The sequence below is a fragment of the Psychroserpens sp. genome (assembly GCF_045105015.1).
In the GTDB taxonomy this organism is placed as follows: domain Bacteria; phylum Bacteroidota; class Bacteroidia; order Flavobacteriales; family Flavobacteriaceae; genus Psychroserpens.
Map to the genome: position 1 here is coordinate 1 of NZ_JBGCCX010000013.1, position 22,815 is coordinate 22,815.

Sequence of the window (22,815 nt, forward strand, 5' to 3'; positions counted from 1 at the left end):
TTCTAATTTCCTCAAAACAACCAATCGTGAGGATTGGAAAGACAATGTGGTTTTGATTTCTGACTACAATGTTGAAGAAGCGATTTTAAAATATGCAGACAAACATAATATTGATGCTATTGGTATGATTACTGAAGGTAGGACTGGTTTAAATCATTTATTTGGTGGAAGCATTTCTGAAGATTTAGTTAATCATTCTGAATTGCCTGTATTTACTTTTAAAGAGTAAAATAATAGTATATAATTAGAAAGCATCTTAATTAACTTTAAGGTGCTTTTTTTGTGACAATTTTTAAGCTTTATTTTTTGGTTTTCTAATTACCTTTTTTATTAAATAATAACCTCCTGCAAGGACAATTATTAAAGAACTAATTCCGAAAATAGTTAGTGGCTCTAGATGAGTTACATCTAAGTCAATGACATGTCTTGACACACCAATTAAAGCAACTAATAACACAATCTCAACATGTACAACATCTTCTTTTAAATACATTTTTATGGTATGTAACAACTCTATACCTATAAGAACTGAAAGGAAACCACCAAAAACACTATGCAAATGCTGAAGTATATTATTTTCTCTAGAAAAAGAACTCTCAATTCCTTCCATTATACCTCCAAATAATAAAAACAGAAAGACTATTGCAGTATATAATACGACTAGGAGAAGGGAAAAAAGTAGCACTATAATAATTCCTTTTTCAATAAATTCAACTATGCTTAACACTTTCTTATCTATTTTCTTCATTGTTTTTCGTTGTTTTGATTGATATACTTTCCTACAACAATTGCTGTTAAAATTACTAAGTAAAACTGACCTATCAAACCTATAAATACAGACGCTTTTTGAGCAATTGGTGTAATGGGTAAAATATCTCCATAACCGATAGTCATTAACGTTATGTAGCTGTAATACATAAGTTTATCAGAAGCATTAGCAGTTAATCCATCTGTAATTGAAAGTCCAGAAAAAGATTGAGGATATAAAATTTCAATTGTAAGACAGAGAAAAAATGCTAGTAAACCTAATGAAATATAGCCACTTATCAAGCCTAAAATCACGTTTTTACCAATAATTTTTGACTTCCAAACTTGCTTAATAATTTCAATAGTTGTAATTGCATAAAACACAAAATAAACAGACAGTTTTAGATAATTAAAATTGTTTAAAGGTTCAGAATTAATAAAATCAATGGCCACGATTGCTATAGAAATTAAAAGAATCACACACATAAATCGTGTTAGTCTTTTCTTTTTTGACACCAATAAAACACCAGAAACCAAATTACATAATAAAAGTAAAGGCATTATATAACTTTCAAACCATTCACTTGGAATGACTAAAGAGCCAAATAAGATAGACAATTGAGTAAACAGAAACAATTCAAAACGATAAGGATAAAATTTGTCTATCATCTTTTCATATTAATCATCCATAATAGATTCATCAAACTCATAATTCTTGTAATTAACTTTATATAGAATGCTATAAAGTGACGGAATAAAAAGTAATGTAATGACTGTACCAAATAACAATCCAATCATAATACTAACAGCCATTCCTTCCCACATTTCGCCTCCACTTAAATACAATGGAATCAATCCTAAAACTGTGGTGAACGTAGCTAATAAAATAGGTCTAAAACGTTGTAAACATGCTGCAATAATAGCATCTTCAATTGGACGTTTGATTTCATTTTCTTCTATTTGAATTCTATCAATCAATACGATAGCATTATTAATTACAATTCCAGCTAATGAAATCACACCTAGAAAAGGCATAAAACCAAAAGGTTCTTGAAAAATAAGTAAGCCAATCACAACTCCAATAATACCCAAAGGAATCGTTGCAGCAACCATAATAGTTTTTCTAACAGAATTAAACATAATGATTAATAGAAGAATTATTATAAATCCTGACAGTGGCAAATAATTGACTACTGCTCCCATATTTTCTGAAGTATTTTCGGCATCACCTCCAAATTTAAAGGTATATCCTTCTGGCCAGTTTTGTGACACTTCTTCCATATGAGGTGTCATTTCTTTCATGATTGCTGAAGCATTACCATTAGCATTTAATTCTGAACTCACATTAATTGTTCTATCTATATCTAATCGTTTAATTTTAGCGTATTGCCATTCTGGTTCAATACTAGCAACTTGAAGTAAGGGTACACTTTTACCAGAATTTTGAGCATAGATATTTAGGGTTTCAATAGACGCTAGAGTTTGTTGTTGACTCTCATTACTTCGCATTAAGATAGGAATAGATTTATCATTTTCACGATACTCACCTGTTTGAAATCCATCTAAAACAGTTTGTAATGATGTGGCAATATCTGCACTTGTAATTCCAGCAGATTGCGATTTATTCTGATCAATATTTACTATGAATTTTTTGGTTTTAGGTCCCCAATCATCCTTAATATTTTTTGTTCCTGATACTGTTTTTAATTTCTGTTTTGTTTCTTCGGCAAGCTTTGCTAAAACATCTGGATTCTCTCCTGAAATCTTAACCTCAATCGGAGTTCCTCCTCCACCTGAGCCTAATAAACCGACTTTTATATCTGCATTTGGAAAACTATTAAAACAGAACTTGTCTAATTTAGCTACCATCTCATTGTTATAAATAAAATCTGAAGTATTAATTAGAATATGAGCATAACTTGGATCAGGTTCATCTGTAGAATACCCTAAATCATAAGATTCTGGTCCTTCACCAATATAAGAGGACCAATCTGAAATGCCATTAGGTCTATTGTCATTCACTAACAAATCTGAAACTATATAATCTTCGATACCATGAATAACATCCTGAGTCGCTTCTATTCGAGTTCCTTGTGGCAAATTAACATCGATGGTTACCATATTACGATCACTATCTGGGAAAAAGACAAATGGAATAAAACCAAATCCGTAAAGGGATAAGAAAAACGCAACAACAATTCCAAAAAGAACTAAACGCTTGAATGATAATGCAATAAGTATTAAGTTTTTATAATACAGTTTTAATTTATTAATGACTTTATCAATAAAACTTTCTTTCTTTTCCGCTTTTGGTGTTACTTTCAAAAACATAAAACACAATAAGGTAATTACTGTAAGTGCTAAAATCCAAGACGACAATAAAGCCAATGAAATCACAACGAATATTGGACCAACAATATCTCCCATTGTAGATTCAGCCATATAAAACGCTAAGAATGCAGCAGAAGTTGTTAAAGTAGAAATCAATAAAGGCGTAAATAATTCACCACAAGCATCAATAGCTGCATTTTTTGCAGGAATACCATTTTCCATTTTAACCATGATGGTTTCTGCGACAACAATTGCATTATCAACCATCATACCTAAAGCCATGATTAATGCTGCAAGCGTCACTTGATTTAATCCCATATCAATAACACCCATTAACATTAATGTCATAATAGTTACCATAGGAATTAAACTAGCAATAATACCTCCTGTTCTGAGTCCTAGAAACACTAACATCACAATCAATACAATAGCTATTGCTTGAATTAAATTGACAATAAAATCACCTATTTTAACATCAATATAAGTATCTAAAGATGATAATCGCTTCAACTCTAAACCTACTGGTAATCTGCTTTTCCAATCTTCAATAACGACATCTAAATCAGTCCCTAACTGAATGATATTAGCACCTTTTTTAAGGCTAATATGCATCGAAATAGCTTCCTGACCATTAACGGTTACAAGTTGCTTTGGAGGATCAATATAATCTTGTTTTATGGTTGTTATATCACCTAAATACACTAATTGCGAACCGTCTCCTACAGGTATGAGTGTTTGTTTTATATCCTCAACTGAATTGAAATTACCTGTAGGCTCTAGTATTATGCGTTCATTACCTAGATTAACTTCACCACCTGAGCTCAATATATTAGTAGACCCAATAATACTTTGAAGTTTGGAAGCTGATAATCCATATTCTTTGAGTCTTGCATTATCAAACTCAATAAAAACACGTTCATCTTGAACACCTCCTAGCTCCACTTTCGCAGCTAAATCCAGTTTAATTAAATCGTCTTTAATATCGTCAACATAATCTTTGGCTTCAGCATATGAAAAACCATCAATAACCAAACCTACAGCAATACCAAACACCTCACCTATGCCGTCATCGTTAAGATTTGGTTTCACTCCTGAAGGCAAGCCCTGAATTTGAGATAATTTACGTCGTAATCTATCCCAAACAGCTTGTAAATCTTCTGGTTTGACTTGATCTTTCAAGGTCACAGTAACTACTGACAAGCCAGATCTAGACGTACTAGACACTTCTTTAAGTTCTGGTAATTCTTGAACTATTTTTTCAACTTTATCTGTAACTAATTGTTCAACACGCTCAGGTCCTGAACCAGGAAAAGAAGATACTACAGATGCAACTCTTACAGTGTAAGGAGGCATACTATCTCTAGACAACGATTGGTAAAACACCAACCCAAGGAGCATAATTGTACTTAGAACTGTAAATGTTATTCGGTTTCTATTTATTGAAAATTCTGCTAAATTCATAGACACCTTAATTTAATTTAACATCCTGACCATCTAATAACGTCTGCAATCCTGCGGTCGCTATTTTCTGCCCAACTTTCAAACCTGATTTCACTTCAAATCCGTCAGATGTTAATTCGCCAATAGTAATCACTTGCTTTTTTACAGTAGCCTTATCTGCATCATTACCTTCAACTAGAAAGACAAACCTTCCATTAGAATCTTCACCCACAGCATTTGCAGGTACAACAATTAATTGCTTCTTTATATCATCATCGACGAACTCAAATAACACATTAGCTGCCATACCACTTTTAATTCGCTCATCACTATCAGTTACCATTACAGTAATTGGATAAGTAGATGTATTCGCATCTAAAGCTGGAGCAACTTCAGTAATTATAGCGTTGAATATTTCCTCTTCAATAGCAGTAAAAGACACTTTAACTTTCATGTCTTTTTTAACAGCATTAATTACAGACTCTGGCAAACCTAAAGAAATTTCAATAGCTGTTCCTGCATTTAAGACGCCAACAACCTGACCAGGTGACACGTTTTCATCAACTTCGGCAGAAACTGAAGCAATCACACCATCTTCTGGTGCATACAGATACCCAAATCGAATTTGATCTTGCTGAATAGCAACACTACGTTTTGATGATTCAAAACTTGCAACAGCAGTCCTATATGAATTTTTAGCAGCTTCATAATCACTAAGAGAGGCACTTCCTTTTTCATAAAGTGTTCGCATTCTATTAAGGTTTAACTTTGCTGTATTCATTTGTGATTCAGCACTATTTTTTGAAGAAATTGAAGATTCATAATTTAATCTTGCAGAAACATTATCTAAGGTTCCTAATAACTGATCTTTTTTTACCTTTTGACCTAATTTCATATCTAGTTTTGTGATAATACCATTACTTCTGAAACTTAGATTTACAATTTTTTCTGTTTTAGCTGTTCCACTAAATTGTCTTGATTTCTCTCCTCCTAAATAGGAAACTTCAGTATATTTTACAGGTCGTAAAATAACCTCTTCTTTAACTTCTTTTTCTCCACAACTTATAAGTGCAAAGATCATAATCAGGCTAGTGATTTTAAAGATTCGATTGGATAGCATTATCATAAAATGTGTTTATTTTTAATCGTTATTTTGTGTGAATTCTAAAAAGCGTTGTATAAATGCTCCACGTTCGCTTTCTTCTTGTAATAAAAAGAACAAGCCTAGAGAACGCTCTAGTTGCATAGAACTTTGTAAATAATTGTAAGTTGCACTTGCACTTGCTAATTGTGCTTGCAAATAGTTGTTTTGAGCATCTAATAACTGAACAATATTAACAGCACCATTTGCGTATGATGTTTGAGTTAAGTCTAGAGCTTCCTTAGCCGTATCTTCAAAAACTTTAGATAATTGAATGTTAGAAATTTGATTCACTAGTTCTAGAACAGAATCGTTAATATTCTTTTCTATATTCAGAGTGATGTTGTCCCTTGATATTTCAAGTTGTTCTTTTTGAATACTTGCAATTTGTTTATTTATATTTTGTTTGTTTTGATTAAAAATTGGAAGTGATACATTAAGTCCAACTGTATAATAACCTTCTGGAACCATAGGAAAACCTGTTGGAATTGTAGAACCAGCACCTGACCTTGAAAACTCATAATTATATTGACCTTGTAGCGCTAGAGTTGGTAAAAAACGACCAACTCCAAATAATCGTTCACTACGCTTAGTAGCCTTCAAATTATAATCTAAGGCTTTCAACTCTGGGGCATTTGCCTTTGCTTCTTGAACCAAAAACTTGACGAAAGGTTGCCTTAATTTTGGATCATCTAAAAACTGACCTAATTGTTCATAATTATAATTGCTAAAAACCCCTTCTTGTAACTCAGCTTCTTCAACATCAATTTTTGTGTCAATAGGATTATTAAGCAATTGATTTAAATTGTAATACCCTTGTTCTAACTTATTGATAGCCTCAATCATCTGCTGAGTGTTTTGAGCCATTTCTGACTTAAAACGAAGTACATCAGATTTCCCAGACTGTCCTGCTTCATAGTTTTCATTAGCAATTTTAAGGTTGTATTTTGTCAACTCTAAATTTTGACTTTGAATAGATAAATTCGCTTTTAAAATTAAGGCAGTAAAATAAGCTGTTGCTGAATTAAACACTGTATTAAGTGCTTCACTGTTATAGTTTTCTTGTTGTGCGTCACGAAGTGATTTTTGAATACTAATATTTGCATTAGCTGCTTCAGAAAAAATGGTTTGCTGTAAAGTTACATTTCCTGATGTTGTTATTTCAGGACTTTGACCATTACTAATTTCGGCTAATTCAGGATCTACGTAGCTTCCTGTTGCTCCAGCTGTAACGTTTGGCAAATAATCACTTTGAGCAAGTTCCACATCTTTTTTTGTTAGACTTATATCACGTTCAATAGTTTGTAAATCTAAATTTTCAGCAATGGCTTCTTGCATCACACCAACTAAAGTGTAAGTCTTATCTGCAACAATTTCTTTAGGGTTACCAACAAAACTGGTAGTTGCTATTAAACTGTATTTAAGAGGTAATCCAATTTTTTCAGCTGTATTGTAATTTACTGTCAATGTACTTTTAGATTCTAATTTTGTACTCAAAGCAGAAAGTCCATCACCATTAACAACAGATTCAACCGTTAAGGCTATACGTCTAAAAAACTGACTCAATTCTGATTGATCGTGATTTGAAGCTAGAATACCATTCTTAACATCTTTTACTGGATTAGCTGTAAACGAAGGCAATTTCTTTTCTATCAAATCTTCTGCTAATTGTTTCATTTCAGCATCAGATAAATAAAAACCACCTGCTAAATAAACAGCATCTATGTCTTTCAATTTTGAAATGATTTCAGAAGAAGACTCAAAAGTTATAAGACGCATTTCTAAATCCAAATCTTGACCAATCTTGTTAAAGGTTTCAGAGATCGGTAAATTATCAGTAAATGCTTTTTCAATCACAACGCCTATCCTTTTAGGATTAGCTAATTTTTGAAGTAATTTTATATCTTCAGTGTAAGACTGAGATGTAGTAATAGATGTGTAATTTTGAATATTAGAAACTATAGTGTCTTCAGTTTGTAATTCTTCACTTAAAGCACCAAAAACAATTGTTGGCTTTGAATAAGAACCTATCTTAGAAATCACAGAGTTATTGACGATTCCAAAAGCAATAATAATATCTGTATTATTTTGAAGTAGTCTATTATAATTATTTAAAGCTTTTGTCGTATCGAAATCATTCACTAACGTATTAGCATCAGAAAATTCTATAGTAGCATCTTCTCCAACTACTGCTGAGATTTCAACGGAAAGTTCAGCTAGTAAACCTTTAATATCTTTAGAATTTTTATCTAATAAAAATCCAACTTGATATGTGTTGGATTGAGTAAATGCCATAAAACTGACAAATAAAAAAAGAAGGACACTTAAGATATAACGCATTGGTTAGTTGGTTTAATATCGTTAAAAAGTAAAAATAAATCTTATTTACTTGACTACAAAGGGTATTGAGTTATTAAATTTACAAATAATCCTTTCTAATTGCCAATTGAATTTTTAATTTTGAAAAAACTTCAAAAATGATAAATAAGCAACACCTCATCAACAGATTTATAAGCTACGTTACTATTGATACAGAATCAGATCCTGAAAGTCAAACGACACCAAGTACAGCAAAACAATGGGACTTAGCTAATAAGTTAGCTGATGAATTAAAAGCCATAGGACTTAGTAACGTTACTATCGATGATAAAGCTTACATAATGGCTACTTTACCTAGTAATGTTGATCATGATGTCCCTACTATAGGTTTTATATCTCATTTTGACACTACTCCAGATTTCACAGGAGCAAATGTTAAACCAAGAATTATAGAGGATTATAATGGAAAAGATATTACCTTGAACGAAGCTGAAAATATTATTTTATCTCCAGATTATTTTGAAGACTTATTACTTTATAAAGGCAATACTTTAATTGTCACAGATGGAACCACACTTTTAGGAGCTGATGACAAAGCAGGAATTACAGAAATTGTGGCTGCTATGGAATACCTTGTTCAGCATCCAGAAATTAAACATGGTGATATTAGAGTTGGGTTCACACCAGATGAAGAAATTGGTAGAGGTGCTCATCATTTTGATGTAGAAAAATTTGGAGCGGATTGGGCTTACACTATGGATGGCAGTCAGATTGGAGAATTAGAATATGAGAATTTCAATGCAGCTGGGGCTAAAGTACATATTAAAGGAAAAATTGTTCATCCTGGTTATGCCAAAGGAAAAATGGTCAACTCCATGTATATTGCGACAACATTTATTAATGCATTACCAAGATTAGAAACACCTGAACATACTGAAGGTTATCAAGGATTTTTCCATTTGTATAGTATCGATGGAAAAGTTGATGAAACAACATTACAATATATTATTAGAGATCATGACAAAGCTCAATTTGAAGCCCGTAAAGACATGTTGAGTAAGCTTGCTGAAGACATCAATTCTGAATATGGAAGAGAAGTCATAACTATAGATATTAAAGACCAATATTTCAATATGAAAGAAAAGGTTGAACCAGTGATGCACATTGTTGATATCGCTGAAGAAGCAATGAAACAATTAGATATTGAACCTTTAATCAAACCTATACGAGGCGGAACAGATGGTTCGCAACTTAGTTATATGGGCTTACCTTGTCCGAATATTTTTGCTGGCGGACATAATTTTCACGGACGTTATGAATATGTTCCAGTTGAAAGTATGATTAAAGCAACTGAAGTGATATGCAAAATTGCTGAGCTTACAGCAAGTAAGGCTTTAAGATAAATTCATGAATCATGAAAAAAATCTATACGGTTGAAGAGTACATTGAAACTAATTCACACTTTAATGATGCTTTGGTTCTACTCAGAGAAATTATTAATACTACAGAACTCAATGAATCTGTAAAATGGAGTGCTCCTGTATATGATTTAAACGGAAAAAATGTTGTGGGTTTGGGAGCGTTTAAAAATCATTTTGGCATTTGGTTTTTTAACGGTGTTTTTCTTAAAGATGAGCAAAAGTTACTTGTCAACGCTCAAGAAAATAAAACTAAAGCCTTGCGACAAATGCGTTTTAATAACATAGAGGATATCAACAAAAATTTAGTTTTGGCCTATATAAAAGAAGCCATTGAGAATCAAAAACTAGGCAAAGAAATCAAACCAAATCGCATAAAAAAAGCTGTAGTAATTCCTGATGAACTTAATAAGGTTTTAAAATCAAAATCTAATGTAAAAAACAGCTTTAATGGGCTTACTCCTGGTAAGCAAAGAGAGTATTGTACTTATATAACAGATGCCAAACGCGAAGCAACCAAACAGACCCGACTTGAAAAAATTATTCCAATGATTTTAAAAGGTGTTGGTTTACATGATCAATACAAAAATTGTTAGTGAAATAAAAGTATAAAAAAGCTCCAAAATTTCTTTTGGAGCTTTTAATTTATAATTTGAAAACCTTATTTAGTGGTTGCTGGTGTATTTAAGCTCTTACTTGCTTCCATAGAGATAGCAACGCGTTCAAACTTAATTTTCCCAGCCATAGTTTCAATTACACAACTATTGTCTTTATCATTTAAGTCAACAATTTTTCCGTGTATTCCACTTTTAGTAATCACCTTGTCTCCACGCTTTAATTCAGCTGCAAATTTCTTTTCTTGCTTAGCACGCTTCATTTGAGGTGCAATCATAAAGAAATAAACCACAGCAAACATGGCTACAAAAGGGAGGATATCCATCATAGGTTCTTAACGTTTTAGTTTACTGAACTGATTTGATAGCTGACTTTGCTTTGTTCGCTGCTTTAGCAGGAGCATTTGGATCTGGCTCAATAAAAGCTTTGATCTTTACAACCTCAGAACCTTTTTCAGTATTAGTAGTTAAAGTAATACTCTTACTTACTTGATTATTACCTTTACCATTAAACTTTACTGTAAACTCAGCAGAGTCGCCAGGAGCAATTCGCTCTTTATTCCAATCTGAAGGTACTGTACATCCACAAGTACTTTTAATGTTACTAACAACTAAAGGAGATTTTCCTGTGTTAGTGTACTTAAATTTAGTTTCAACTGGAGTACCATTTGTAATTGTACCAAAGTCATGTTCTGTCTCTACAAATGCAATCACTGGAAAATCACCAGCTGTTGCATCTCTTTCAGCAGCAGCAGCTACATTTTCTGAATTAATTTTACTTGAAGCATTTTCTTCTTTACAAGATGTAAAAGCGACCATACAAAGTGCACTTAATCCTAATATTACTTTTTTCATTGCTTTGATTTTAAATTAAACTTTTAAAATGTTTTTTTGTTTAAGGCGATAAAAGTAGTGATTATTTCATCGAATCAAAATTTTTTAGCATTTTTTTTAGTTGAATAAATGATGCTTAAGACTAGATTTTAAAAGGTATTTATAGTAATCCTCTACCTACTTTATTGAATTTATTTTCTTTGACAATCTTATCTAAAATACCATTAATAAAATTACTACTTTTTGGTGTAGAATATTCTTTTGCAACTTCAAGATATTCGTTAATAGTAACTTTTACAGGAATAGATGGGAATTTCTGAAATTCACAAATTGCCATTTGCATTAATACAGTATCAATTTGAGTAATTCGTTCTGAATCCCAATTTTTTGTTTTGGAGGCTATTTCTTCACTAAAAGCTGCTTGATTTAAAATAGTTTTATTGAGTAAATCGACACCAAATGCCCTATCGTCTTCATCTTTAAATAATTTTGGAAGAAAGTGCTGTTCAGATGTTGAAGGTTTTAATTTTTTCAAAAGCTTCATGATACTTGTATTCACAACAGGTATATCATCTAACCATGTCAGTTTTTTGTCTTCAAAATAATCGTAAAGCTTATCGTTTGGTGCAATAATATCTTCAAAAATAGATATCACAAAGTTTTTATCTTCTTTAAATGTAGATACAGACGTAGACATATAATCGCTGTACAAATCACTTTCAGTGATCGCTTTAAAAGTAAGATCTACATATTCAAAATCTAAATACCAAGGATTGAGTTTACGATGTTCTAATTCAGATTTTAACGCTTCATTAGAATTAAGCATCATTAAAACCTCATTCTTTACAAATTTTTGATTTGGATTTTTTTCAGCTTGAGTCGCTAAAAATTTCTTCTGAGATTTACTCTGGTGATCTTCTGCTTTCTTATGTACCTCAACAATCAAACATAGCATGCTAAGATATAAATCGTACATGCTATTTAAACTCTCATTCAAAAATTTATCAGTCACTTTTAAATCTTCACTTTCATTGCCCTTAAAAGCATATAGTGCTTGCATGACTTTTATACGAATATGTCTTCTATTTAGCATGTAAAGAACTTTAAGTAATATCGTTAAGAAATTATGATTTTAACGTTAAATAACGCGTGGTAAAAATACTATAATTTTAAGAGTTAGAACAATTATTTTGATTGTTCACGTTTACGTGTTGCAATACGTTCTTTAGCCATGTCAAGCGCAGCAACATTAGTCGTTACATTATTAGCTTTAGCTCTTACAAGGATCTCTTCTGTAGTATTGAATATATTTTCAGTTTTACGAATGATTTCTTGCTTATCATAATTTTCTAATTCAGCATACACATTGATAATCCCACCTGCATTAATTAAAAAATCTGGTGCGTATACAATTCCTCTTTCTTGTAACTGTTTACTGTGCTTATCTTCTATAGCTAATTGGTTATTAGCGGCTCCTGCGATGACTTGTGCCTTTAGTTTAGAAATTGTATCATCATTAACAGTTGCTCCTAAAGCACATGGTGCATAAATATCCATCTCTTCAGAATAAATATCATCGCCTCTGTAAATCGAAACGTCGTATTTAGACTTTACAGCTTCTAAGCGCTCTTGATTAATGTCAGTAATAGTAACTTTAGCTCCTTCATTTACTAAGTGTTCAACTAGAGCTTCTCCAACATGACCAATCCCTTGAACAAACACAGATTTATCTTCTAAAATATCGCTTCCATATTTAAACTTGGCAGCAGCTTTCATTCCCATAAACACACCATAGGCAGTAATTGGTGATGGATTACCAGCACCTCCTTTACTTTCAGAAATACCAGTAACGTAAGGCGTTACTTCACGAACTAAATCCATATCAGCTGTAGTCATTCCAACATCTTCTGCTGTAATGTAATTCCCACTCAAAGAATGTACAAACTCACCAAATTTCTTCATCAATTCTGGTGTCTTTTGAGTTTTTGCGTCTCCAATAATAACAGCTTTTCCTCCGCCAAGATTCAATCCGGTAATTGCAGATTTAAAAGTCATCCCTCGAGACAACCTTAACACGTCATTAAGTGCTTCCCATTCGTTATTATAATTCCACATTCTTGTACCTCCAAGAGCAGGTCCTAAAACTGTGTTATGAATACCAATTATTGCTTTTAAACCAGTATCTTTGTCGTTGCAAAAAACGATTTGCTCGTGATTATCAAAAGATAACTGCCCAAATACTGGGTCTACTTTGTGAAGTTCTTTAGAACTAATAATATCTGAAGTCATGTGATTTTGTTTGAAAAACTATTTTGCATTTTATTCAAAATAGCGAGCAAAAATAAACCAATATTAGAGTATTAGCAAAAATATAGGTATTAAATTAAGTATATGTTAACAATTTGATGTTCCATTTTTTTCATGAAAGAATTAAAACACATTAATAAATATTTCTACAAGTACAGATATCGCCTACTCCTAGGTGTCATAATTACTATATGTGCTAAAATTTTTGCTGTGTTCACGCCCAGATTTATCGGTAAATCAATTACCGTGATTTCTAAAGGTCTTAATAACGAAATAAATAATGACGTATTTAAACAAGAATTAGCTACCAATATTATTTACCTCATTGGAGCAGCAGTTATCGCAGGTGTGTTTACGTTTTTAATGCGTCAAACGATAATCAACGTTTCTCGGCATATAGAATACGACTTAAAAAATGAAGTTTATCAACAATATCAACGTTTATCCCTTAATTTTTATAAATCAAACAGAACAGGAGATTTGATGAATAGGATAAGTGAAGATGTTACTAAAGTGAGAATGTATACTGGTCCAGCAATTATGTATACTGTCAATATGGTGACATTATTTATCGTGGCATTAATTTATATGCTAAGTGTTGCTCCAAAACTCACACTTTACACAATGTTGCCACTACCCTTTTTATCGTTCATAATATACAAACTTAGTAAGGTTATTAATAAACGGAGTACCATTGTTCAAGAATACCTATCAAATTTATCTACATATACTCAGGAATCATTTAGTGGAATTTCTGTTATAAAAGCTTATGGAATTGAAGACGACAATAACATCGCATTTAATACCCTTTCTGAAGAAAGCAAGACAAAGCAAATTGATTTGACTAAGGTTCAAGCACTTTTCTTCCCTTCTATGATTTTACTCATTGGAATCAGTAATATTCTTGTAGCGTACGTTGGTGGAATGCAATATATTAATGGTGAAATCAAAGAGATTGGAACTATTGCAGAATTCTTAATGTATGTCAATATGCTTACTTGGCCAGTTGCTACTGTAGGTTGGGTAACTAATTTAGTGCAACAAGCTGAAGCCTCTCAAAAACGTATTAATGAGTTTTTAAAACAGGAACCAGAAATAAAAAATAACACTCTAGAGCATACTCCAATTGAAGGCAATATAGATTTTAAAGATGTTACTTTCACCTATCCAGACACTAATATCACTGCACTGAATAAGGTTTCATTTTCGTTAAAAAAAGGAGAAACTTTAGCCATTCTTGGAAAAACAGGTTCTGGAAAATCTACCATTCTCGATCTCATTGGAAGGCTTTATGATGTTCAAGAAGGTAATATTAACATTGACGGAAAAGTTATAAATCAAGTAAATTTAAACAATTTAAGAGATAGTATTGGCTACGTGCCTCAAGATGCATTTCTGTTTTCAGATACCATAGAAAACAACATTAGATTTGGAAAAGAAGATGCTACTGAAGCTGAAGTTATTGAAGCTGCAAAAATGGCTTATGTTCATAAAAACATTGAAAAATTCACCAATGGCTACCAAACCAAATTAGGTGAACGTGGCATTACACTTTCTGGAGGTCAAAAGCAACGTGTTTCTATAGCCAGAGCACTCATAAAAGCACCAGAAATTATGTTGTTTGATGATTGTTTATCTGCAGTTGACACAGAAACGGAAGAGAAAATACTGAGCAGTCTTAGAAAAGTTTCACAAGGCAAAACTACTATCATTGTTAGTCATCGTGTATCTTCAGCTAAAGATGCAGATAAAATTATTGTCCTTGATGATGGTGAAATTGTTCAAAATGGAACTCATGAACATTTGATTAATGTTGATGGTTACTACAAAGAACTCTATCTAAAACAACTCAACTCAAAAGAATTATAAATATTTGTTGCTTACTTTACTTTTTTTTTAGATTTTTGAGGTAATAACAACAACTCAAAAAATTAAAAATTAGCTATGAGTGATTACGGAATGATGGATAAAGAAGAAATTTTCTCTAAAGTATTAAGAGCAGGAAGACGAACTTACTTTTTTGATGTAAGATCAACTAAAGCTGGTGACTACTACTTGACAATTACTGAAAGTAAGAAATTCACAAATGACGATGGATCTTTCCATTACAAAAAACACAAAATCTATCTATATAAAGAAGATTTTAATGAATTTAATGACATCTTAAAAGAAATGACTGATTACATCATTGCTGAAAAAGGTGATGAAGTAATTAGTGAAAGACATCAAAAAGATTTCAAGAAGGAAGAGTATAACACAACGAGTGATGATATCACTGAAGGAGGCGAATCAATTGAGGATTCTGATTCAGCAGATAAGTTTACAGATGTTAATTTTGAAGACATATAATCTACACTAGTGTTAAAACATATCCAAACCGTTACGTTCTGTAACGGTTTTTTTATTTTTACAATCCTAAAACCTCAACAACAAAATTTATGAGATTCATATTACTAGTACTCCTATTTACCAGTTTCACCATAAATGCACAAACACCAACTGACTTATCTTATTACCTTCCTCAAACTACAACATATAATTCTGAAATACCAACACCTGAATCTATTATTGGTCATCAAGTTGGAGAATGGCACATTACACACGACAAATTAGTATATTACATGCAGGCTTTAGCTCAAGCTTCAGACAGAATTCATATTGAAAACCGAGGTACAACTTTTGAAGGCAGACCTCTTCTACTTCTTACAATAACTTCTCCTGAAAACCACACCAATATTGAAACTATCAGAACAGCACATATTGCTTCAACAGAAAGTAACACTGTAACTATTGAAAAAATGCCTATTGTTGTCTATCAAGGTTTTTCTATTCATGGCAACGAAGCCAGTGGTTCTAATGCAGCATTATTAGTTGCTTATTACTTAGCTGCAGCAGAAAGTAGTGATGTTAAAAACTTATTAGATAATACCGTTATTCTATTTGATCCTTCTTATAATCCTGATGGCTTGCAACGCTTCGCTTATTGGGCTAACACAAACAAAAGCAAACACTTAAACCCAGACTCTAACGATCGGGAATACGATGAGGTATGGCCAGGCGGAAGAACAAATCATTATTGGTTTGATATGAACAGAGACTGGTTACCTGTTCAGTTACCTGAATCTAAAGTACGTATAAAAAGTTTCCATAAATGGTTACCAAATATCTTAACAGATCATCATGAAATGGGAACAAATTCAACATTCTTTTTTCAACCAGGAATTCCGTCAAGAACTCACCCTCTTACACCTAAACTTAATCAAGAACTCACAAAATCTATTGGTAATTACCATGCAAAAGCTTTAGACAAAATCGGATCGTTATATTATACTGAAGAAAATTTTGATGACTTTTATTACGGAAAAGGGTCTACATTTCCTGATATTAATGGAAGTATTGGTATTTTATTTGAACAAGGCAGTTCTCGTGGACATCTACAAGAGAGTGTTAATGGTATTTTGACCTTTCCGTTTACAATTCGAAATCAGTTTACTGCAGCATTATCTACATTGGAAGCTGGTTTAAATATGCGAAAAGACATATTACAATACCAACATGATTTTTATAAGAATGCTCGTGCTGAAGCAAATAAAGAAAGTGGGAAAGCTATTGTATTTGGAGATTCAAAAGATGCTGCTAAAACCTATCATTTAGCCGAAATATTAAAGCGTCATCAAATTGAATTCCATGAACTTAAAAGCGATTATAATACAAACGGAAAACAATTTAAAAAAGGCTACAGCTATGTTGTTCCTAAAAATCAAAAAAACACACGATTAATAAATGCAATGTTCGAAAAGCGAACTAAGTTTCAAGATAGTTTGTTTTATGATGTTTCAGCTTGGACCTTCCCACTAGCATTTGGTTTAGACTATCAAGAAGACACCTCAACTTCTATTGCAGGAAATAAAGTTGAAAACTTACAAATGCAAACTGGTTTTGTAACTGCAAAAAGCAACTATGCTTATCTTATGGAATGGCATGAATACTATGCGCCAAAAGCATTAAATAAAATTCTAAGCAGTGGATTGAGGGCCAAAGTAGGTATGAAACAATTTAGTATGAATGGTAAAAGTTATGACTATGGAACCATTTTAATTCCTGTTCAAAATCAAAACAAATCTACTGAAGCACTATATAAATACTTACAAACTATAGCTAAGGAAAGTCACCTCCAAATTGATGCCGTAACTACTGGACTAACAGAAGGTATTGATCTAGGAAGTAGTCAATTTAGAGCTTTAACACAACCTAAAGTTGCTTTAATTGTTGGAGAAGGTATTAGAAGTTATGATGCTGGTGAAATCTGGCATGTTTTTGATCAACGCTATGACATGCGCATTACCAAATTAGATACTAGAAATTTAGATAGGAGCGATTTAAGTCGCTACAATACCATCATTATGCCTAGTGGCTCACTCGACAAAAGTGCTACAGAGAATTTAAAACAATGGACTAAAAACGGAGGTACTTTAATTGCCTACAGAGATGCATTACGATGGCTTGATAGAAATGAATTTGTGAAGTTTAAGTTTAAAAAATCTGAGTTAACTGCAAAAGACATCATATTTGAAGAGCGTGGAGATTTTAGAGGAGCTCAAGTTATTGGAGGTGCTATTTTTGAAGCAAAACAAGACCGATCTCATCCTATAAATTTTGGCTATAAAAACGATAATATTGCATTGTTTAGAAACAACACTATGTTTCTAATACCAGATAAGCAAAGTTATAATAACCCAATACAGTATACTAAAAATCCACTGCTGAGTGGTTACATATCAAAACGGAATTTAGATAGTTTGGCTTTATCTGTCCCGTTTAAGGTGAAGCGTTATAACTCTGGAAAGGTAATTGCATTTACAGACAATACAAATTTTAGAGCCTTTTGGTATGGCACAAATAAACTATTGATGAATGCAGTTTTCTTTAGAAGAACTATGTAGATTGAAAAACCATCAAAATATGTGTTTTCTGTAGAATTTTGAAAAAACTACCAATCACCATTAAGAGACTACACTTCCATTTAGGACTTTAATTTCAGGATTCAAAAGTATAACACCTTTGGCGTTAACTGCCCCAAGAATTAAGCACTCACTCATGAATTTTGCGATTTGCTTTTTAGGAAAATTTACAACAGCTACAATTTGTCGATTGAGTAAGTCTTCTTTATTATACAGCGTTGTAATTTGAGCAGATGACTTTTGTATTCCAAGATCTCCAAAATCTATAGTGAGTTGATATGCAGGTTGTCGGGCTTCAGGAAAATCATTGATTTCAATAATAGTACCAACACGTAAATCCACTTTTGCAAAGTCTTCGAAAGTTATTATATTATCCATGATTTAAAAGTAAAAAAAATATGTCACTTACACCGTCAAATATGCTTCCGTTAGGAACAATAGCTCCCAGTTTTCAACTAATAAACACCACTAACAATAAGTTGGTGTCTTTAGATGAATCAAAAGGAATAAAAGGTACTCTTATAATGTTTATTTGTAATCATTGTCCTTTTGTTAAGCATGTTAATTCTGAATTATCACGGTTGGCAAAAGATTATATATCTAAAAGTATAAATTGCATTGCCATATCTAGTAATGATATTGAAAATTACCCTGAAGATGCTCCTGAAAAAATGAAGAAAAACGCTCTAGAGAACGACTTTATATTTCCTTATTTATATGATGACACTCAAGATGTCGCTAGAGCATATGATGCAGCTTGTACACCCGATTTCTATTTGTTTGATCAAGATTTAAAACTAGTATATCGTGGACAGCTAGATAATTCAAGACCTGGAAATGAAGTTCCAGTGACAGGAGACAATTTGCGTCAAGCTATAGATTTACTTCTTAATAATCAAAATCAAAATGACATACAAAAACCTAGTATTGGATGTAATATTAAATGGAAATAGAAAAGCATCCACTTTCGTGAATGCTTTTCCTCCTTCTCATAGCAGTTTTTCCTAATTATTTAGGCATCACTACGCTATCAATCACATGAATAACACCATTACTTCCCATAACATCTGTAGCAGTGATCTGGCTATAATTTCCGTTTTGATCTTTTAACCAAATTTTACCGTCTTTTTGCATTACAGTTAAAATTTGTCCGTTCAAAGCTTTAAGTTCTACTTTGCCATTTCCTTTTTTTAAGGCAGCAACAACATCACTCGCAACTATTTTTCCTGACACAACATGATACGTCAGAATGTTTGCTAATGCTTTTTGATTTTTCTTTTCTAATAATGAATTTAATGTTTTGCCATCAATTTTTGCAAATGCTGCATTCGTTGGTGCAAAGACAGTAAATGGACCATCACCTTGAAGCGCTTTAACTAATTCTGCAGCTTTAAGTGCAGTAACTAAAGTTGAAAAATTTTCATTTCCAACAGCAGCGTCAACAATTGTGCCTTGTGCTGATGCAGTGTTACCGAATGTTAATGCGATTACCATTGTTAAAATACCTACTAACTTTTTCATAATTTTTGTTTCTATTGGTTAAACTATTATAGCACTTCTTTCTTTTTGAAGTACTTTCATTTATATTTACACAGCAATGCAAACTGTGGATGAGCAGTTGAATTATTTTGTGAAATATTTAACACTAATGAGCGACGATAAAGGCCTTATATTAAAACTTCAAAGCAGAGATGAATCTGCTTTAGGTCTTCTGTACGATAAGTATTCGGCTGCTTTATATGGTGTTATTATAAGAATATGTAAAGACGAACAAATGGCAGAAAATCTGCTGCAAGATACTTTTCTAACAATTTGGGAGAAATCTGAATCATATGATTTTCACAAAGGGCGATTTTACACTTGGGCTCACAGGATTGCAAGAAATAAAACGTTAAACTTTATAAGAAAGTCAAATAAGCTCATCCAAACTGATGACTTAAGTGTATATAATAATATAACAGCTGAAGTTAAAAATGATATCGACTATTTAAAACTCAAGGGCACCATACAACAACTAGAACCTCATCACCAAAGAGCAATAATGTTGGTTTACTTTAATGGAATGACTCATCGTGAGGCTCATGAAGAAATGAATGTACCGTTAGGCACTTTCAAATCTTACGTAAGACAAGCATTAAAGCATCTTCAAGATGAATATGTAAAAGTAGTGTCTTTATTAATGATCTTAAATGAAATGATAAGATGATGAACAAGAGTTACATACAAGATCAAGGCATACTCGAGAGATACGTTTTAGGCGAACTTAATGAAAGTGAGCAAAAACAACTGGAGCAATCACTTAATGCCTATCCTGAGTTACAATCAGAGCTTTCTTTAATAGAAGAAAGCTTAGAAAAATTGGCACTTGAAAACGCTATTGAACCATCTGCTCATGTAAAAAATCTTGTGTTTGAAAAAATTTCTAGAACAAATACTAAAATTGTCCCTTTACAATCGTCTAGCAACTTCAAAAGTTTGTTAGGAATCGCTGCTACTATTACTGGTTTACTTTTAGTTGGTTCTGCTTACATATTTTCTCAATGGAACGACACACAAGATCAGTTAAAACTTGTAGAAGAGCAAAACGCTGTATTAAACAATAAACTAGATCAAATTACTGAAGACTTTAATACTACAAATACTTTATACACTTCGATTAATGATCCTAATACTGAAAAATATATTCTTAATGGAAATAGTTCAATGCCAGAAGCTAAATTAATTAGTTATGTGAATCATGTAGATAAATCTGTTATTGTAAATACATCTTATCTTCCAGAAATTGATGCAGAACATGATTATCAAATGTGGGCAGATGTTGAAGGTGAAATGATAGATATGGGAGTTATTGATAAAGACCAAGTAATGTTAGCTATGAATTACATCGAAAATTCTGAATCATTGAACATTACTATAGAACCTGCTGGAGGAAATAATCACCCAACTGTATCTCGACTCATAACAAATGTTTATTTAAAATAAAAACTACCAAATTTTAAATTTGATAGTTTTTATCGAATTAGTTAAAAGAATAATTATAATTAGTTTTCTATTTAATGTTGGCTATTGTCTATACTTAAAATGTATAGGTATACTATAAGGCATACTCACAGATCGACCACGCTGTTTTCCTGGTGTCATTTTAGGTAACAAACTAATAATGCGCTCAGCTTCATTCTCTAAAATTTTATCTGGTCCTCTACTTCTAATTTTAGCTACCTTACCTGTCTTGTCAATTATAAAAAGCACATAAACTTTACCTTGCATTTCTAATTCTAAAGCTCTTTCTGGATATTCGAAGTTTTTATTTACATGCTCCTGCATCTTTTTCTGGAAGCATTTAGAAGCTTCAGTTTTAGATAAGTTTTCGCATCCAGGAAATACTGGTACATTTTCAATGACAGCAAACGGTACTTCAATATCTTCTTCTACCTCTTCTACAACCACATCTTCAACGTTAGCTACATACTCTTCAATAGCATCATTTTGACCAATTTCGCTACTTTCAATAATGGTTTCTTCAACCTCAACTTCATCTTCAACCACTTTAATATCATCAGGAACTAAAGCTGGTGGTGGTGGTGGTGGTGGTGGTGGCACATCTAAATTTACAATTGGAATATCTTCCTCAACAAAATTATCTACCTGTACAATATCTCTTGCAAAATCATCTTTCTCATATGTTTTGTGTTCAAACATAATGTAAGTGATTAATAACATTAAATTCAAGCCGACAGCAAAATAGAGACTACTATTTCTGCCAACTTCTACCTCTGGATTCTTTTTAACTTGCATAACTCTTAATATTTTACACTATTAAATTACTGCAAGAAATCCACAAAAAACATGATAATTATCATGTAGTCAGTATCATACAAGTATTTAACTACAAATTATCTAATTGATTATCTGCACCATCTTCACTTATTGTCCAGAAAAATCCAATGACGAAAAATTGGTCTGCTGCAGGTTGTAACGTGCGTCTATTAAAATTTCCATTAGCATTAGGTGTATTTGCATATTGATATCCATTTATGTTTTTGAATGCAAAAATATTATTGACCGAGGCGAAAAGAATTTTTTGCGGACTTATTAAATATGCCCAACTTAAACTCACACTATTAAAACTTTTTGTTTTTTCACCTAAGAACTCGCTAGTGTTAGGATTAGTATAAGGTCGACCTGAAGCATGATTATATGCCAAACCAATCTGACTTTTCCAATCATCAACCCAATATCTAGTCACTAATGAAAAATTGTGCTTATTGGAAAAACTTGGTTGTGCTTGATTTGGAAAATTTAAGTAGTTGCGTTCGGTATCTAAATAGGAATAACTAACCCAATAATCGAAATTTTTAATACTTTTTTTATCCCTCCAGAATAAATCTATCCCTTGAGCATATCCAAAACCTGAATTATCAAAAGTGGATTCAAAACCAGCCACATCTGTATCAAATTTCACAAGGTTGTCATAATCTTTATGATACAATTCTGCTCTAAAGATTCTACCGTCAGTAATATGCTGATAATTCATTATATAATGCTTTGTGCTCTGCGTTTCTAAACTAGTATCAAACTTTAAAAGACCAGCATTAACATTTTGAAAAAAATCACCATAAGCCACAGATAGTTGTCCATTTTTAGAGGTTTTATATGCTAAGGATACTCTTGGAGATATATTTATTTTATCAGAAAGCTGGTAA

At 32.1% G+C, this 22,815-nt stretch carries 21 protein-coding genes and 1 pseudogene; 9 read left to right on the forward strand and 13 right to left on the reverse strand.

Annotated elements, in window-relative coordinates:
• The coding region (locus AB8B90_RS00880; RefSeq protein ID WP_405332729.1) for a universal stress protein at positions 1-229 on the forward strand (229 nt) is incomplete at its 5' end.
• Between the two features lie 63 nt (positions 230-292).
• On the opposite strand, the gene AB8B90_RS00885 is transcribed toward AB8B90_RS00880, so the two are convergent.
• The 5 genes from AB8B90_RS00885 to AB8B90_RS00905 are packed head-to-tail and all read right to left on the reverse strand — an operon-like array spanning position 293 to position 7,999.
• Positions 293-748, reverse strand: a complete 456-nt coding sequence (locus AB8B90_RS00885) for a phosphate-starvation-inducible PsiE family protein (protein ID WP_405332732.1) — start codon at positions 746-748, stop codon at positions 293-295.
• Positions 745-1,416 (reverse strand): ion channel, encoded by a 672-nt coding sequence (locus AB8B90_RS00890; RefSeq protein WP_405332735.1) that lies wholly within the window; start codon positions 1,414-1,416, stop codon positions 745-747. Before AB8B90_RS00890 ends, AB8B90_RS00885 begins: the two co-directional genes overlap by 4 nt.
• Before the next feature lie 9 nt (positions 1,417-1,425).
• Positions 1,426-4,539 (reverse strand): efflux RND transporter permease subunit, encoded by a 3,114-nt coding sequence (locus tag AB8B90_RS00895; protein WP_405332738.1) that lies wholly within the window; start codon positions 4,537-4,539, stop codon positions 1,426-1,428.
• A gap of 7 nt (positions 4,540-4,546) precedes the next feature.
• Positions 4,547-5,599, reverse strand: a complete 1,053-nt coding sequence (locus AB8B90_RS00900) for an efflux RND transporter periplasmic adaptor subunit (RefSeq protein WP_405332741.1) — start codon at positions 5,597-5,599, stop codon at positions 4,547-4,549.
• Between the two features lie 60 nt (positions 5,600-5,659).
• Positions 5,660-7,999, reverse strand: coding sequence for a TolC family protein (locus AB8B90_RS00905; RefSeq protein ID WP_405332743.1), 2,340 nt, complete (start codon positions 7,997-7,999; stop codon positions 5,660-5,662).
• A gap of 137 nt (positions 8,000-8,136) precedes the next feature.
• On the opposite strand from AB8B90_RS00905, the gene pepT reads away from it, so the two are divergent.
• Positions 8,137-9,381 carry a peptidase T gene (gene pepT, locus AB8B90_RS00910; protein WP_405332745.1) on the forward strand — a complete coding sequence of 415 codons (1,245 nt, stop codon included), beginning with the start codon at positions 8,137-8,139 and terminating at the stop codon, positions 9,379-9,381.
• Between the two features lie 11 nt (positions 9,382-9,392).
• Complete coding sequence (locus tag AB8B90_RS00915) at positions 9,393-9,992, forward strand: YdeI family protein (protein ID WP_405332747.1); 600 nt, start codon at positions 9,393-9,395, stop codon at positions 9,990-9,992.
• A 65-nt stretch (positions 9,993-10,057) separates the two neighbouring features.
• Here the strand turns inward: AB8B90_RS00915 and yajC are convergent, their stop codons facing one another.
• The 4 genes from yajC to AB8B90_RS00935 all read right to left on the reverse strand — a co-directional run bounded on the left by yajC (position 10,058) and on the right by AB8B90_RS00935 (position 13,133).
• On the reverse strand, positions 10,058-10,339 hold the full coding sequence (gene yajC / locus AB8B90_RS00920) for a preprotein translocase subunit YajC (RefSeq protein ID WP_405332749.1): 282 nt from the start codon (positions 10,337-10,339) through the stop codon (positions 10,058-10,060).
• A gap of 19 nt (positions 10,340-10,358) precedes the next feature.
• The gene (locus AB8B90_RS00925) at positions 10,359-10,865 is read right to left on the reverse strand and encodes a DUF1573 domain-containing protein (protein ID WP_405332751.1); all 507 of its coding nucleotides are present in this window, start codon (positions 10,863-10,865) and stop codon (positions 10,359-10,361) included.
• A gap of 139 nt (positions 10,866-11,004) precedes the next feature.
• Positions 11,005-11,937, reverse strand: coding sequence for a transcription antitermination factor NusB (gene nusB, locus AB8B90_RS00930; protein ID WP_405332753.1), 933 nt, complete (start codon positions 11,935-11,937; stop codon positions 11,005-11,007).
• Between the two features lie 92 nt (positions 11,938-12,029).
• Positions 12,030-13,133: a Glu/Leu/Phe/Val dehydrogenase gene (locus AB8B90_RS00935; RefSeq protein WP_405332755.1), complete on the reverse strand. Its 1,104-nt coding sequence runs from the start codon at positions 13,131-13,133 to the stop codon at positions 12,030-12,032.
• Positions 13,134-13,265: 132 nt separating this feature from the next.
• On the opposite strand from AB8B90_RS00935, the gene AB8B90_RS00940 reads away from it, so the two are divergent.
• The 3 genes from AB8B90_RS00940 to AB8B90_RS00950 all read left to right on the forward strand — a co-directional run bounded on the left by AB8B90_RS00940 (position 13,266) and on the right by AB8B90_RS00950 (position 18,094).
• Positions 13,266-15,020: an ABC transporter ATP-binding protein gene (locus AB8B90_RS00940; protein WP_405332757.1), complete on the forward strand. Its 1,755-nt coding sequence runs from the start codon at positions 13,266-13,268 to the stop codon at positions 15,018-15,020.
• A gap of 75 nt (positions 15,021-15,095) precedes the next feature.
• Positions 15,096-15,500: a PUR family DNA/RNA-binding protein gene (locus tag AB8B90_RS00945; protein WP_405332759.1), complete on the forward strand. Its 405-nt coding sequence runs from the start codon at positions 15,096-15,098 to the stop codon at positions 15,498-15,500.
• An 89-nt stretch (positions 15,501-15,589) separates the two neighbouring features.
• Positions 15,590-18,094 (forward strand): M14 family metallopeptidase, encoded by a 2,505-nt coding sequence (locus tag AB8B90_RS00950; protein ID WP_405332761.1) that lies wholly within the window; start codon positions 15,590-15,592, stop codon positions 18,092-18,094.
• A gap of 60 nt (positions 18,095-18,154) precedes the next feature.
• On the opposite strand, the gene AB8B90_RS00955 is transcribed toward AB8B90_RS00950, so the two are convergent.
• Positions 18,155-18,490, reverse strand: coding sequence for a tRNA-binding protein (locus tag AB8B90_RS00955; protein WP_405332763.1), 336 nt, complete (start codon positions 18,488-18,490; stop codon positions 18,155-18,157).
• A gap of 20 nt (positions 18,491-18,510) precedes the next feature.
• On the opposite strand from AB8B90_RS00955, the gene AB8B90_RS00960 reads away from it, so the two are divergent.
• Positions 18,511-19,065, forward strand: a complete 555-nt coding sequence (locus AB8B90_RS00960) for a thioredoxin family protein (protein ID WP_405332765.1) — start codon at positions 18,511-18,513, stop codon at positions 19,063-19,065.
• Positions 19,066-19,120: 55 nt separating this feature from the next.
• On the opposite strand, the gene AB8B90_RS00965 is transcribed toward AB8B90_RS00960, so the two are convergent.
• Positions 19,121-19,633 carry a fasciclin domain-containing protein gene (locus tag AB8B90_RS00965; protein WP_405332767.1) on the reverse strand — a complete coding sequence of 171 codons (513 nt, stop codon included), beginning with the start codon at positions 19,631-19,633 and terminating at the stop codon, positions 19,121-19,123.
• A 127-nt stretch (positions 19,634-19,760) separates the two neighbouring features.
• Between AB8B90_RS00965 and AB8B90_RS00970 the strand changes: the two genes are divergently transcribed.
• Complete coding sequence (locus tag AB8B90_RS00970) at positions 19,761-20,318, forward strand: RNA polymerase sigma factor (protein WP_405332769.1); 558 nt, start codon at positions 19,761-19,763, stop codon at positions 20,316-20,318.
• Positions 20,315-21,094: an anti-sigma factor domain-containing protein gene (locus tag AB8B90_RS00975; protein WP_405332771.1), complete on the forward strand. Its 780-nt coding sequence runs from the start codon at positions 20,315-20,317 to the stop codon at positions 21,092-21,094. The genes AB8B90_RS00970 and AB8B90_RS00975 overlap by 4 nt, the downstream gene beginning before the upstream one ends.
• An 81-nt stretch (positions 21,095-21,175) precedes the next feature.
• Here AB8B90_RS00975 and AB8B90_RS00980 read toward each other — a convergent pair whose 3' ends face one another.
• Both AB8B90_RS00980 and AB8B90_RS00985 read right to left on the reverse strand, forming a co-directional pair.
• Positions 21,176-21,907 carry an energy transducer TonB gene (locus AB8B90_RS00980; RefSeq protein WP_405332773.1) on the reverse strand — a complete coding sequence of 244 codons (732 nt, stop codon included), beginning with the start codon at positions 21,905-21,907 and terminating at the stop codon, positions 21,176-21,178.
• A gap of 91 nt (positions 21,908-21,998) precedes the next feature.
• Positions 21,999-22,815, reverse strand: a pseudogene (locus tag AB8B90_RS00985) (TonB-dependent receptor); the annotation flags it as partial.